This is a genomic window from Sandaracinaceae bacterium (genome assembly GCA_016706685.1).
Classification (GTDB): Bacteria; Myxococcota_A; Polyangia; order Polyangiales; family Houyiibacteriaceae; genus JADJJE01.
On sequence record JADJJE010000018.1, the window covers coordinates 95018 to 109212 of the forward strand.

Consider the following 14195-nt stretch of genomic DNA (forward strand, 5'->3'; position numbering starts at 1 on the left):
TTTCGCATTATTGGCGGTCGGCGGGCGCGTCCACACCCTTGTAGATGCCACCGCGCACGATCCACGGGAAGAGCACGTTCTTCACCCAGAAGGCGCCAATGTTCACGCTGAAGCCGGTGGGCGCGAACACCCGCATGCCGCCGGCCTGCACGCCGAGCACCGAGCCCCAGCGGTGGGGCGTGGGCTCGAACGCGTTCATGCGCGCTTCGCGCCCCGCGAACAGGCACCGGATGTTGTGCGCCACCGTGAGGAAGCCCCCGTTGCGCGCCGAGCTGCGGTGCGGGTCCGTGGCCGCCACGTCGCCCACCGTGAACACGTTCGCGAAGCCCGGCACGCGCAGCTGCGCGTCGGCCCGCACGTAGCCGTGGGCGTCCAGCATGCTGGCCGGCACGAAGCCCGTGTTGGGGCGCTGCTGGCCCACCGCCCAGAGCACCACGTCCGCCGTGAAGGGCGCCTGCCCGCTCTCGAACTGAAGCGGCTCGCGCGTCAGCCGGTCCCCCGCGAAGCCCGCGGGCATCACCGCGCGGTGGTCCGGCCGGAGGTCCACGCCCTGCGCCGCGAGCCGCGCCGTCACCTTCTTGCGCACCTTCGGGTGGTAGTCGGGCAGGAGCCCGCGCTGGCCGTAGAAGAGCGTGACGGTCTTCTCGGGGTACGTCTCCTTCAGGTTCGACGCCGAGCTCGCGGCCGTGGCGCCGCCCCCCACGATGGCGATCGAGCCTGCCGCCGCCAGCTGGGCCGCGACGTCCGCGATGCCCCGCTCCACGTCTTCGCGCGTCTCGAGCGCGGCGCTGCGCCAGAAGCCACTCGTCACGCCCATGGAGAGCACCAGCGCGTCATACGTCAGCGTCTCCTCGGTGCCGTCGGCGTTCTGGATGGCCAGCTGGTTCTGGTCCGGCGTCAGCGAGGTGATCAGCCCGTGGCGAATGGCCATGCCGCGCAGCTTGCGGTAGCGCGAGAAGTCCGTGAGGTAGTTCTCCTGCCAGTCCCGCGGACGCGCGATGCGGGTGCCCAGCTCTTGGCCGCTCACCACAGCGAGCTTCGGCGAGATGCCGATGACGTCGAAGTCCGGGTGCAGCCCGAGCGCCACGAGCAGCCCCGTCTCTCCGAGCCCAGCGATCACGACGCGCTTCTTCATGGGCGCCGTTCTACCACTGAGCTGCCAGTCTGCTCAGCGACAAGATTCGAGTCGATCTGGGAGTGGCTGAGAAGCGTCGCTACCGACGTTGAGGAGTGGGTCGCCCTCTGAGAGGGTCGTATCCCGGGCGGAGCTCGGTGGGCGCGAAGCGGCCGGGCGCGTCGTAGACCACCGGCTCTCGATGTTCGCGTATGAGCTTGCGCACGCTCACCATGCCGACATGCGGATGACGTATGCGTCTTGGTCTCCAAGGGCGGTCTGTCCAGGCCAGGTGCCGTAGGTCATGCCGGCGACGAACAAGTCGCTGCCCGAGAGGGCGATGCTCTCGGTGTACTCGACTTGAGCCGTACCGAACTGTCGTGCTCCTGCGAACTCGCCCGTGGCGGTGTGCCGCGTCACGAACACATCGAAGCCACCCGCCGCGGTGTGTCCGGTCCATGCTCCGCTCAACGTCTGCCCGACGAGATAGATCCAGCCATCCTCGCGGATGCCGAGCTCATCGACCGACTCGTCCCCGCTCGTGCCGAACTGGTGCAGAAAGAGGACACCGCCGTCGGTGTCGTACGCGCCCAGGAACAAGTCGGAGTTGCCGGACGATGTCTGCCCCGGGAAGCTTCCCGACGTCGAGCCCGCGACAATGACCTCCCCGCTCGCGTTGACGCCGATGGCGCTCAGCCTGTCAAAGGCGCTCGTGCCGAACTGGCGCGTCCAGAGGACGTTGCCGTCGGTGTCGTACATGCGCAAGAACGCATCGCCGTTGCCCAGCGAGGTCTGCCCCGGCAATGTGGCGAGAGAGACCGCGCCTCCTACCGTCACGTTCCCGCTGGCATCCGCAACCACCCCGCCCAGAGAGAGGTATCCTGGGGCCTCCACCCCGAACTGCTGCAGCCACAGGCGGCTCCCACTCGCGTCGTACTTGGCGACGAAGATGTCCTCGTCGCCCACCCGCGAGTACGGGGAAAAGGCACCGCTCGTCATCCCCGCCACGATGATGTTGCCGTCGTTGTCGATGGACATCGTGACGATGGAGTCGTCCTCGCTCGTGCCGAACTGTTGCGTCCAGAGGACACCACCGTCCGTGTCGTACTTGCGAAGGAAGGCGTCGGAGTTTCCCGCCGAGCTCTGTCCAGGGAGCGCTGCGTCCGCCGTCCCGGCCACGATGACCTGTCCTGCGCTGTCCGAGGCAACGCCCATCATGCGATCGTGCCCGCCGGTCCCGAACTGATGGGTCCAGAGGATGCTTCCGCTCGCGTCGTACCTGCGGACGAAGGCGTCGGTGTTTCCAGCCGAGGTCTGTCCGGGCAACTCTCCCTGCGTCGTACCGACGACGAAGATGGCGTCGGTCCCGGCCACGGTCACATCCATGGCCACGTCCCGCTCCGTGGTGCCGAACTGCCTTGTCCAGGTCACGGCCGAGGCGATGGAACTGCACACTCGATTCTGTGTGGCGCTGGGCGTGGTGGTCTCCACCTGCCCGGTCCCGCACACGGCGGCATGCGCACTGCAGAGGGCCGTGTTGGGGTTCGCGCTGAACGTGCCGGGCGCGCAGGCTGTGCACACGCGGTCGGTCGCCGGGCCGGGCATGGTCGCCGAGGTGCCCGCCGCGCAGTCGCGCCACGCGTCGCACTCCAACGCGTTCGACGCGTCGCTGAAGTGGTTGGCTTCGCAAGGCTCACAACGGCGATCGTTGGTGGCGGACGGCAGCACGTCCACGTACTGGCCCGCGGGGCAGGTCACCCAGCTCGCACAGAGGGTGGCGTTCGGCGTGGTGCTATAGGTGTCCGTGCCGCAGGTGGCGCAGGTACGGTTGTTCGTAGCGTCGCCCTCGCTCATCACGAACTCCCCGGCGACGCAGCTCGAGCGAGACACACACACGGTGCCCGCGTCGGCGTCGTGATCCCAGTCGGTGGTCACGCACGGCTGCCGCGGGGCAGGGCCACCGGGGCAATAGGCACCGGGCTCGCACGCGACGCAGGTGGGCGGACTGACGGCCGAGGCCGGCGCCGTCTGGAGCGTGCCCGGCATGCACGGAGGCCAACAGGTGGACGGGTCGTAGCCCTCGTCCGTACGGCCGTCGCAGTTGTTGTCCGTCTGGTCGCACGCCTCGGTGGCGCTCGGGTTGATGTCGACGCGCAGGTCATTGCAGTCTTCGCCGCAGACCAGGTCGTCGTTCTCATTGGGGTTGCAACACGCCGCGGCCACGACGTTGTCGCCATCCACGTCGGTGCCGCCGAGGGTGGATGGGTCGCAATCCTCGTCAACGTGGTCCACGTCGCAGACCTCGGTGTTGCCCGGGAAGCGGTCGTCGTCGTCGTCGTCGCAGTCGTTGCCGCCGCAGGCCACGCTGGCGATGCCGTCGCCGTCGCGGTCCGGCTCGTCGCAGCCCCCGCCGTCCAAGGTGGCCATGTCGGGGGGGTCCACAGTCGCATCGGTGCTCGCGTCATCCATCGAGGCCGTGCTGCCACACCCGGACACGAAAGTTGCGACCAGGAGGAGATGGAGGAGGCCCTGCCCTTGCTTCATGTCCCCAGGATACGTCCTCGGGTCAGGGATTGCTCCCCTGAATTGCGCGTCGATGACGCGGAGGTCGAGCCCGAGGCGAGCGTCGTCAAACGGTCGCCGCGATAGCTGGTGGGGCCGCGTCAGGTTGCCGGCGTCGGCGAAGCCCGCCAGGTGGGCAATCTCACCCACCGTCGCGTCCGCGTTTCCACGTGCTAGGAGACCCGGAATGGCTGCTGCGGTCTCGACCATCGCTCTTCGCAAGATGACGCCCCCGCTCCTCCCCGCGCTCGTTGGCGCTGCCGTCGTGGCGCTCGTCGTGGGCAGCTTCTTCGGCCGCGTGAGCACTATCACCTGCGTGCGCGCGGCGGGAACGTGCCACGTCGAGTCGCACGGGTTTCTCTACCGCGTCCAGGACGAGCAACTCCCCATCGCTGAGATGGTCGGCGTCGGCGTCGAGACGGTCACGTCGACCAACCGCAACCGGGGCACGTCAGTCACCACCACCCAGCACGACGTGCTCTTGCGCATGGGTCGCACCGCGAGCGGAGCTGTCCAACCGGACGTGCGCGTCCACACGTACGACGTGCTCGCCGGGCCCGAGTCCACGGGCCTCGCGGCGAGCCAGTTGCTCGCTTTCCTCGGGAGCCCAACGGAACCGCAGCTCACGGTCACGTTCGGCACTCACCGCACGGGCTACGCCGCGTCGGTGCTCGTGTGGGTGCTGCTCACTCTGATCGCGAGCTACTGCTTTCTCTGGGCGGCCCGCGTCTCGGTGCACCGCGAGGACCGCCCCGAAGAGAGTCGCTCCCGCGTCCGCGTCGAGCTCGAGAAGGGTCCGGCGATCATGAAGGACGTCCTCGGGCTCGAACGGCGGGCGGGCGAAGACCCTGACCGACGGCCTTGGGCCCATCAGCTCAGTGTTGTGTGCCCCGGTCGCCCCGATAGCTCGTGGGGCTCACGCCCTCCCAGCGCTTGAACGCCCGCGTCAGGTTGCCCGCGTCGGCGAAGCCCGCCAGGTGCGCAATCTCCCCAACCGACAAGTGCGGGTCGGCCAGCTTGCTGAGCACCACGTCGTGCCGCAGCCGCTTGGTGAGGTCGCGGTAGGTGGTGCCCTCCTCGCGCAGCCGCCGGCGCAGGGTGGGCGTGCTCATGCGCATGGACTCGGCCACCTCTTCGAGCGAGGGCATGGCCAGCGGCAGGCCGCGCTGGCGCAGGATCATGGTGCGCACGCGCGTGGAGAAGGTGGTGTCGTCGCCCTGCACCGTGGTGGCGTCCACGGGCTTCTGGTGGATGAAGCGCTCGAGCTCGGACTCCGTGCGCACCGTGCTCAGGCCCACGTAGCGCGTGGAGAAGTGCAGCGCCGCGCACTCGGCGTCGAAGCGGTGGGTGCCCGGGAAGATGAGGCCGTAGTCGTCCGCGTGCGCTGGCTGGGGGCTCGCGAAGTCGGCCCGAGCGATGGGGATCTTCCGCGCGATGAGCCACGAGGCGACGCGGTGCACCATCATGAGCCACAGCTCCTGCAGTACCCCGGTGGGGTCGAGCGCCCGGTCGCGCACGCGCACCCGGCACACCGCCATCTCGCCCTCGAGGTTCAGCGATAGCGTGATGTCGCGGGTGAGCACGGAGAAGGCGCTCATGAAGCGCTCGAGCGAGCGCCCCAGCGTCTCCTGGTGGATGGCCAGCTCGCAGGCCAGCGCGAACGCGCCGCGCGGGCAGGGCGAGGCCGTCATCCCAATCAGCTCGTCATCGCACGCGTCCCAGAGGAAGCGCACCAGCGACGAGAAGTCGGCCGCGGTCACGCGGGCCCCGGGCTCGTGCAGCGCCGCGTGGTCCCAGCCGAAGCGGACCGCCGTGGCCACCGGGTCCACGCCCCGCCGGGCCGCCCCAGCGAGGAGTCCGCAGACGAAGTGACTCGAGAGGGTAGGGGTGTCGTGGCTCATGGGGCGCCTTGCTGGCCGTGGCCGTGTTGCCCTGCGGGCAGGCCCGAGGGTGCCTCTCCCTGAAGGGCCTCGCCGCCGGTGTCCACGACGTGAGCGCGATGGCCCACTTCCGTGACCACCTCGTGCCACGGTCTACCAGCTGGGGAGGGTGGGGGACAAGGCGGGCTCCTCGGCACTCGTCACCCACCTGTCGCCTGCGGGGCACGCTCGCGTTGCCATCCGCCCGCACCGTGGTGGACATGCAAAACCAGTCGATCATCACCGAGTCCCCGCTCCGCGCCTCGCGCCGCAGCGGCAGCCGCCTGGGCCGGACCACGTTGCTCATCGCCGAGGCTGTGGCCAACGAGTCGCTGCGCGGCATCGACGACCCGGCCGAAGACTGCCTGGCGCGTGCAGCCCGGCTCAGCTTCGTGGCGCAGCAGCTGTGCGCGGTGCACGGCGTGCGGGTTCACGTCACGGGCGAGATCCCCCGGCAGCCAGTGGCGCTGGTCGCCAACCACGTCAGTTACTTGGACCCGCTGGCGGTGCTCTCGTGCATGCCGGCCACGGCCATCGCCAAGCGCGAGGTGCGCGACTGGCCCGGTGTGGGCACCGCGCTCGAAGCGCTGGGCGCGCTGTTCGTGGACCGGGACGATGCGCAGAGCGGGGCACGCGTGATCCGCGAGGCCGTCACGCGGCTGCGCTCCGATGTGTCGGTGCTGACCTTCGCGGAGGGCACGACCACATCGGGGCGAGGGGTGCTCCCGTTCCGGCGCGGCATCTTCGGCGCGGCCCGCATCGCGCGGGTGCCGGTGGTGCCGATGGCGCTGCGCTACGAGGACCCCGAGCTCCCCTGGGTGGGCTCGCAGAGCTTCTTGCCGCACTACCTGCGCACGGCCAGCAAGCCGGTGACGCACGTGCACCTGCACTTCCTGCCGGCCCTCGAGGTGAGCGCTGGTGGCGAGGACCGTTGCGCCAAGCACGCACGCGACCAGGTGCGGGCCTGGGTCGCGCCACACGCCCAAGCGTGAGCTTCCCCGAGCTGGACGAGCTGTTCGTGGTGCTGGACGCGCTCGGTCCCTGGGCGCGTCCCACCGTGCGTGGGCACGTGGACGTGGACGGCCAGCGCGTGCCGCTGCTGGACATCACGCTCGGCGCCACCGACCCGAGCGCGCCCACGCTGGCGCTCATCGGCGGCGTGCACGGGCTCGAGCGGATCGGCGCGCAGGTGGTGCTGGCGGAGCTGCAGAGCCTGGCCGCGCGCCTGGTGTGGGACCGCACCCTGCGGCGCGAGCTGGAGCACGTGCGCGTGGCCACGTTCCCCATCGTGAACCCGTGGGGCATGCTGCACTCCACGCGCAGCAACGCACGCGGCGTGGACCTCATGCGCAACGCCCCGCCGGTGGACCCGCGCCAGCGCGCCACGCCGCTGGTGGGCGGGCAGACGCTCTCCTCGCAGCTGCCGTGGTTCGCGGGCGATCAAGCGCCCGACGCGATGGAGCCCGAGGCGCAAGCGCTGTGCGCGTTCGTCCGCGAGCACGTGTTCCCCGCGTCTTGCGCCGTGACCCTGGACGCCCACTCGGGCTTTGGTCTGCGCGACCGCCTGTGGTTCCCGTACGCCTACACGCGCGCGCCGTTCCCTGGCCTGCCCGAGACGGCGGCGTTGGCCGCGCTGCTGGACGTGAGCCTGCCGCACCACGTCTACGCCATCGAGCCTCAAGCGCAGGCGTACACCATTCGCGGTGACCTCTGGGACCACCTCTACGCCGAGCGCTTGGCGCGCACGGACCTGCCGCCCGGCCGCTTCATCCCGCTCACGCTCGAGATGGGCTCGTGGACCTGGGTGCGCAAGAACCCGTGGCAGCTGGTCACGCACCGCGACGGAGGCTTTCACCCCGTGGCCCCGCATCGCCTCGAGCGCACGCTGCGTCGCCACTTGCCGCTGCTCGAGTTCCTGCGGCGCGCGGTGTCGAGCGCCGATGCCTGGGTGCCCACCGGTGCCATCGAGCGCGAGCGCGCGCTGACGGCGGGTTACCGGCGCTGGTACGGATGATGTTGGTCCCCTCGATGGCGGATCGAGGCTGGGAGCCGAGTCATTGGGCACCCACGGCTGAAGCCGTGGGCAGCAAACCTGGCCTGGACATACCGAAAGTCCGCCCGTCGGGCGGACTAAGTGGTCGGCAACGGGGTGTGTTCTACCCAGGGTGGCCGGACACAAACAACAGCTGCAGGGGTCCGAGTACCCTTGGTAAAACGGCCTCCAACTTCACGACGATCTAGTCCGCCCGAAGGGGGGACTTTCAGGTGGTCGAGGCCTAGTTTGCTGCCCACGGCTTGAGCCGTGGGTGCCCATCGTTGCGTGCTTGTGATCGCTCCGTTGCCGCCCCGTTGCATGCGCACCCCACGATGGCCTCCAACAAGAGGAGAACATCATGCAGACCACGACGACCACGACGCTAGAGGCGCCCCAGCTCGACGAGTGCTCGGTCTACCCGCGCCACCCGCGCGGCCTCCCGCCCGACGAGATCCGCACGCGCCGCTACACCCTGCGCTTCGCCCGTGACGGACGTGACCTCGAGGCCATCCAGCGCCTGCGCTTCCGCGTCTTCAACGAAGAGCTGAACGAGGGCCTGGCCGCGTCGCGTGAGAGCGGTCTCGACCGCGACCCGTACGACGCGCGCTGCCACCACTTGCTCGTGCTCGACACCGCCACGGGCGAGGCGGTGGGCACTTACCGGCTGATGACCCGCGAGACGGCGCACGGCGAGTCCTTCTACTCGGACTCCGAGTACTACCTGGGCGCGCTCCCGAGCCACATCGCGAGCGACGCCGTCGAAGCGGGACGGGCCTGCGTGGCGGCCGACCACCGCAACGGGCGCGTCATCCGCATGCTCTTCGCGGGCCTGGCGCGGTACCTCGCGTGGAACAACAAGCGCTACCTCTTCGGCTGCTGCTCGGTGCCCACGCTCGTGCCCGCCGAGATGTACGCGCTGCTGGCTCGGCTGCAGGGCGAGGGCCACGTGGACAGCGAGATCCTGCTCGCGGCGCGGCCCCACGTGCGCGAGCCTATGCCTCCGCTCGCCGACGTGGCGGCGCAGCTGGCCGCGGTGGAGGCTCCCGCGCTGATGACCACGTACATCCGCCTCGGCGCGCGCGTGATCAGCGAGCCGGCCTTCGACCGCGACTTCAACGTGAGCGACCTGATGGTGCTGTTGGACGTGCACGGCATGGAGCCGCGCGTGCTGGCCAGCCTGACCTCCGTGGGCGCCAACCAGGCCGCCTGATACACTGACGCGATGAAGCGCGCGTGGTGTCTGGTGGTGGCCTTGCTTCTCTCGGCCTGCGGCGCGGGCGGTGAAGCTGCGGGAGAGAGCGAAACACCCAGCGCGGCCCCCGCCGAGCCAAGCGCCACAGGCCCCGTCTACGACTTGCACGAGTGGGGCGTGGTGGCCGTGCGCCCAGGGGGCTTCGAGGTGGCCGCCGGGGCGGGGCAGCCGCGCATGGAGCTCAACGTGGACAAGCCGGTGCTGTACGTGCACTCCGACGAGCCCGCCCCATTTCCGCTCACCGTGCAGGTGAACCTGCCGGACGCGCTGCACCCCGTGGAGCACTTTCCGCCCACCGACCTCCGCCCGCTGCGCTGGCGCGCCGAGGTGGGCACCGCCGGCTGTCGCGGCCAGTACCCCGGCGCCACCGACGTCCTCGACGCGCGCTGCCTCGACGGCTACTGCGAGGTCTACGAGCTGGCTCGGTACGAGACCACCGACGCGCGCTGTCTGACCGTGGGCGCGGCGAGCGCCCCGCTGCTCTTCTACCGGCTCTGGGCGCCCATCAGCCCGCCCGCGCTGCCGCTCGGCCTCACGCTCGACAACAACGACGTCGTCATTGCGCAGCTCGCCCCGGGAGGCACGCAGGGGTCGGTCATCCGCATCCGCCGCACGGCCGTGGGCGTGCTCACCAGCGTCACCCCGCTCGAGGACGGCCAGCGCACCCTGCGCCTCGGCACACCCACCTCGCCCGCCTCGGTGGGCTTCGCGGCGCTGCGCACGGCGCTCACGGATCAGGGCCTCACCCCACCCGAGGCGGCCGCGTTCCTGCGTGGCTGGCAAGCGGCGCTCTTCGGCACCTCGGTCCCGGTGACCAACGACGTGGATCGCCTCGGCGCGGACGACGGCCCGAGCGATGGCATCACCGCCGACGACGAGACGGCCAACCGCGACGGTGACCGCGCGGGTGCGCCGCGCGACTGGGACGTGGTGCTCTACTGGCTGACGCCCAGCGCCATCGACCGGCTGGCCCGCATCGAGGCCAGCCCGCCGCCGCGCCACCTGCGCCGCGTGTTCATGGTGCGCCACGTGCTGCGCTGAGCAGGGCTGCGGCTCAGACCGTGTGCACGAACCGCTCGCGCGGCAGCCGCAGGCGCGGGCCATACACGCCGCCCGGCGCCCGCCGCCCCGCGCTGATGACCATGGTCACGATGGCGTCGGGGTTGTCGCCCAGCCCGATGATCTTCTTCACGCGCACCTCGTCCATGCCCTCCATGGGGCAGGTGTCGTAGCCCGCCGCGCGGAAGGCCAGCATCAGGTTCTCGCACGCGAGCGCGCTGGTTTTCACGGCCCACGTGATGAGCTCCGAGCGCGACGCCGGCCCGCGTGGGATGGCCCGCACCAGCCCCGGTGAGCAGGATGGGCGCGCGCTTGAGCGCCCCGATCGCGGAGAGCGGCCCCACCGTGTACGCCACCTTCGTGATGTACTCGTAGTAGAAGTGCATGGTCTTGGGCCAGCGGTAGGGAGACCCCTTCAGCGAGTCCAGCACCAGCTCGCTGTTCTCGCGCCAGGTGTCGATGCGCGCGATGGCCACGATCAGCTCGGGCGCCGTGGTGGCCGCCGGCTGTCCCAGGCAAGCGGCTGCGAGGGCGCGCTTCTTGTCGGGGTCCACCACCCGGTAGAACTCCCAGCACTGCAGGTTGCTGGAGGTGGGCGCGAGCAGCGCGAGGTCCAGGCAGCGCTCCACCACGTGGTCGGGCACCGGCTCGTCGTGGAAGCGGCGCACGCTGCGGCGTGACTCCACCACGCGGGCGAACGCGTCCATGTCCGTTTGCGGCGCGGGCTCTTGGTAGTCTTTGACGGAGGGCTTTTCGGTGGCGGTGCTCATGCGAGCGATAGCGTACTCCACTCCGCCCCGACGGACGCTACGCTGCGCGCCGATGCCCCTGGCCCGCCCGTTCCTCGCTCCCTCGGCTCGGCTCTCTCGGTCACTTCGGTCCTCAGCGCTGCCATGGCGCTCTCGCTGCTGTGTCCCGGCGCGGCGCGGGCGCACGGTCGCCCGCTGGGCGTGAACCAGCTCTTCCGCATGGACGGCCGCAACGTGCTCTTCACCACGCGCGGTCCGGTCATCGAGGGGGAGGACGGCGTCTACCGCTGGACCTGCTCGCAGGCCTACGGGGACACCGGCCAGTCGTTGATCCCGAACCTGGCGCGCACCGCCACGGGCACGCTGCTGGCGGGCACCATCGCTGGCCTGTACCGCCGCCCGGGCGGGGACTGCAGCTGGGCGCGCGCCGAGGGCGAGCTCCAGTTCGTGTTCGTGGCGGACGTCCATGCGCCGCCGGCGCTGGGTGCTCGCATCTTCGCGGTGACGGCCGACCCCGTCCCTGACAACTATATCGCGTACAGCGACGACGACGGCGCGTCGTTCACGCCGCTGGTGGTGGGTGCCCGCATGCAGAGCGTGCGTGTTGCGCCCAGCGATGCCAGCCGCGTGTTTGCTGCGGGCTTCATTCCGGGCGACACCCCGCTGGCCACCCCGGCCGGCGTGCTCCTGTGGAGCGAGACCTCCGGCAGCAGCTTCGAGACGCTTAGTGTGCCGCTGGTGGCAGGGGAGCTGACCCTGGTCATCACGCACGTCTCCAGCACGGACCCGGGCCGGGTGTACCTGCGCACCGTGACGGCGCGGCAACCCGAGAGCCCACCCGAGCGCCTGCTGCAAGTGGACGCGGCCCTCGGTGTCATCACGGAGGTGCTGCAGCGGCGCGAGCTGCGTGGGGCCACGGATGCCGGCGCAGACGGAGACCTGTGGGTCATCGCGCAGCCGGAGGAGCAAGTGGGCGGCCTGCTGCGGGTGCCCGAGAGCGGCGCGCCCGCCGTGGTGGACGCGGCCATGGACGCCAGCTGCGTGCTGGAAGACGCGACCGGGCTGTATGTCTGCCCCATCCCGCACACGGGCCAGACCGCTGCGCTCGTTCGCTCCATGAATGCCGGCGCCACCTTCGACGTGGTGCTGGATTTCCGGGACGTCACCGTGAGCGAGGGCTGCCCCGAGGGCGACAACACGGGCATCTGTGAGCGCGACTTGGCCGACATCGCCCGGGACTCGCTTCTGCTGGTGGTCACGCCGCCCGACCCCGAGCCTTCGGGAGGGTGCGACATCCTGTCCCACCGTGAGGACTGGCCCGTGCTCGTCCAGGCGGCCCTGCTGGCCCTGGCGCTGGGGCTCCGGCGCCGGCGAAGCCGCGCGCCGCAACCGTGTAGGTAAAACTACACAGACATGTGGCCAATTGTGCAGCACTCGACGTATGCTGCCTCGAAGCGACGGGTGAGCCCTGCTCCTCACCTGGACCGATACGGGACTCAAGATCTATGAAGATACGTGTACTTCTCGCGTTCTCCCTGTTCTCTATGGCGCTGTTCGGTGGCGGGGCGGTCGCTCTCGCTCAGCCGGGCGCGGACGAACCGGGTCCCACCAACGAAGACCAGGCAGCGCGGCTTCTATTCCAGTCGGCGCGCGAAGCGTTCGCGGTGGGTGAGTACGAGCGCGCGCTGAGCGGCTTCCAGCAGGCGTACGACCTCAGTCGCCGTCCTGCGCTGCTCTACAACATCGGCACCACGCTCGACCGTCTGCGCCGCGACGACGAGGCCCTCGCGATCTTCGAGCAGTTCCTGCGTGAGGACCCCGAGACGCCCAACCGCGCCGAGATCGAGTCCCGCGTGGCCCAGCTGCGCGCGGGCATCCAGGCACGCCACGCGCGTGAAGAAGCGGCTCGCCTCGAGGCCGAGCGCGTGGACGCCGAGCGCCGCGCCGCCGAAGAAGAGCGTCGCCTCGCCGAGGAGCACCGTCGCCTGGCCGAGGAGGCTGCGAGCGGTGGCGCACACCCGGCGCTGATGATCTCCGTGGGTGGCGTGGCCGTGGCCACTGGGGCGATGGCCCTCGGCTTCGGCCTGCGCACGCGCGCGCTGGATGACAGCTACGAGGGGTACATCGCCACGACCGACGCCGCGAGCGAGTTCCCCCCCACGGACGAACAACGGGCGGAGGCGCGCGAACGGTACAACCGCGCCAAGTCCCGCCAGACGCTCACCAACACCATGCTGGGCATCAGCGGCGCAGCGCTGATCGGGGCGGTGACCCTGATCTTCTTCACGGACTGGGACGGCGACAGCGACGATGCGCCAGCCCCCGCTGCTCGCCTCACACCTTCTCTGGGCGTCTCGGCTCAGGGCGTCGAAATGGGGATGACCTATGACTTCTAGTCGGTTCCACAAGGTCGGGCGCCAGGCGCTCTTCGGGCTCATCTCCCTCGCGTCGCTCGGGGCGAGCGGCTGCACCATCGTCGACTCCGGCTCGCTGCGCGCCTTCGAGGGTTCGGCGGACACTGGCCCCGTCATGTTCGGTGCGGAGCGCTGCGGTCAGTCCGACACGCCCATCATCAACCCCCGTGTAGGCCAGCCCCTCCTCATCGACACCACGGAGGCGACCAACAACCTGCGCAGCAGCTGCGGCGGCGGTACCGAGGGCAACGACGTCTTCTTCGCGGTGGACGTGGAGGCGGGCGACTACTGGCACTTCCACCTCGCCGCCAACCCGGACGACCCGAACGCCAGTATGCGCGACCCCGTCCTCTACCTGTTCAGCTCGGGCGACGAGGACAACAGCGGCAACCGCACCTGCGCCGACCGCAGCTGCGACTTCTTCGCCGACCGCTGCAGCAGCAGCAGCGACGAGCACTTTGCTTTCGTGGCCGCTACGAGCGGGCGCTGGTACCTGGGCATCGACGATCACAACGCGGGCGGCGGCACCTATGTCCTCAACGCCTACCACCCCACCTGCCGCAACGCCATGGTGGAGCACGGTGAGGCGTGCGACGACGGCAACGACATCAACACCGACGCCTGCGACAACCTCTGCCGCAAGATCATCCGCCAGGATGGCGCGCAAGAGAGCATCCCGAACGACAACGAGGTGGAGGCCAACGTGCTGGTCTTCGACGTCAACAGCCTGCTCCGCATCCGCGGCACCGTGGGCGGCCAGGTGGACTGCTACCCGGACGTCTACGCGCTCAACATCCCCGAGCAGTCGCGCTTGGCGGTCACGGCCATCGAGTCGTTCGGCGGCGCCGAGACGCCGTGCGATGCCGACACCGTGGCGCCGTTCTCCATCACGCTCCGGAACCGCGCTGGCGGTCAGCCCATCTCGGGCGGCGTGGACTCGAACGGCTGCCCCGTCCTCAACACCGCCGGCCTCGACGCCGGCGAGTATCTCGTGACGATCGACGCCACCGAGGACCTGCCCCAGGCCGCCCTCTATTGGATGCGCTTCGAGCTGCTCCCTCCGCTCTAGCGGACTTTGGCGCCGGCGTTCG

General features: G+C 70.2%; 11 protein-coding genes and 1 pseudogene. 8 read left to right on the forward strand and 4 right to left on the reverse strand.

What is annotated here, in order from left to right:
* Positions 1-7: 7 nt before the first annotated feature.
* Together IPI43_22035 and IPI43_22040 are read right to left on the reverse strand one after the other, a co-directional pair.
* On the reverse strand, positions 8-1135 hold the full coding sequence (locus IPI43_22035) for an FAD-dependent oxidoreductase (GenBank protein MBK7776778.1): 1128 nt from the start codon (positions 1133-1135) through the stop codon (positions 8-10).
* A 207-nt stretch (positions 1136-1342) separates the two neighbouring features.
* The gene (locus IPI43_22040) at positions 1343-3583 is read right to left on the reverse strand and encodes a hypothetical protein (protein ID MBK7776779.1); all 2241 of its coding nucleotides are present in this window, start codon (positions 3581-3583) and stop codon (positions 1343-1345) included.
* Positions 3584-3863: 280 nt separating this feature from the next.
* On the opposite strand from IPI43_22040, the gene IPI43_22045 reads away from it, so the two are divergent.
* Complete coding sequence (locus IPI43_22045; GenBank protein ID MBK7776780.1) at positions 3864-4613, forward strand: hypothetical protein; 750 nt, start codon at positions 3864-3866, stop codon at positions 4611-4613.
* On the opposite strand, the gene IPI43_22050 is transcribed toward IPI43_22045, so the two are convergent.
* The gene (locus IPI43_22050) at positions 4552-5577 is read right to left on the reverse strand and encodes an AraC family transcriptional regulator (protein MBK7776781.1); all 1026 of its coding nucleotides are present in this window, start codon (positions 5575-5577) and stop codon (positions 4552-4554) included. The genes IPI43_22045 and IPI43_22050 overlap by 62 nt on opposite strands.
* A gap of 239 nt (positions 5578-5816) precedes the next feature.
* Between IPI43_22050 and IPI43_22055 the strand changes: the two genes are divergently transcribed.
* The 4 genes from IPI43_22055 to IPI43_22070 all read left to right on the forward strand — a co-directional run bounded on the left by IPI43_22055 (position 5817) and on the right by IPI43_22070 (position 9923).
* Positions 5817-6587, forward strand: coding sequence for a 1-acyl-sn-glycerol-3-phosphate acyltransferase (locus tag IPI43_22055; GenBank protein ID MBK7776782.1), 771 nt, complete (start codon positions 5817-5819; stop codon positions 6585-6587).
* The gene (locus tag IPI43_22060) at positions 6584-7609 is read left to right on the forward strand and encodes a DUF2817 domain-containing protein (GenBank protein MBK7776783.1); all 1026 of its coding nucleotides are present in this window, start codon (positions 6584-6586) and stop codon (positions 7607-7609) included. The genes IPI43_22055 and IPI43_22060 overlap by 4 nt, the downstream gene beginning before the upstream one ends.
* 379 nt (positions 7610-7988) lie before the next feature.
* On the forward strand, positions 7989-8840 hold the full coding sequence (locus tag IPI43_22065) for a GNAT family N-acetyltransferase (protein MBK7776784.1): 852 nt from the start codon (positions 7989-7991) through the stop codon (positions 8838-8840).
* A gap of 12 nt (positions 8841-8852) precedes the next feature.
* Positions 8853-9923, forward strand: a complete 1071-nt coding sequence (locus tag IPI43_22070) for a hypothetical protein (protein ID MBK7776785.1) — start codon at positions 8853-8855, stop codon at positions 9921-9923.
* A 13-nt stretch (positions 9924-9936) separates the two neighbouring features.
* Here the strand turns inward: IPI43_22070 and IPI43_22075 are convergent.
* Positions 9937-10711, reverse strand: a pseudogene (locus tag IPI43_22075) (nitroreductase family protein).
* Positions 10712-10834: 123 nt separating this feature from the next.
* Here IPI43_22075 and IPI43_22080 point away from each other — a divergent pair.
* The 3 genes from IPI43_22080 (at position 10835) to IPI43_22090 (ending at position 14173) form a co-directional block, all read left to right on the forward strand.
* Entirely contained in the window at positions 10835-12091 is a 1257-nt protein-coding gene (locus IPI43_22080; protein MBK7776786.1) for a hypothetical protein, read from the forward strand.
* A 104-nt stretch (positions 12092-12195) separates the two neighbouring features.
* On the forward strand, positions 12196-13086 hold the full coding sequence (locus IPI43_22085; protein MBK7776787.1) for a hypothetical protein: 891 nt from the start codon (positions 12196-12198) through the stop codon (positions 13084-13086).
* A 352-nt stretch (positions 13087-13438) separates the two neighbouring features.
* On the forward strand, positions 13439-14173 hold the full coding sequence (locus tag IPI43_22090) for a hypothetical protein (GenBank protein MBK7776788.1): 735 nt from the start codon (positions 13439-13441) through the stop codon (positions 14171-14173).
* Positions 14174-14195 lie beyond the last annotated feature (22 nt).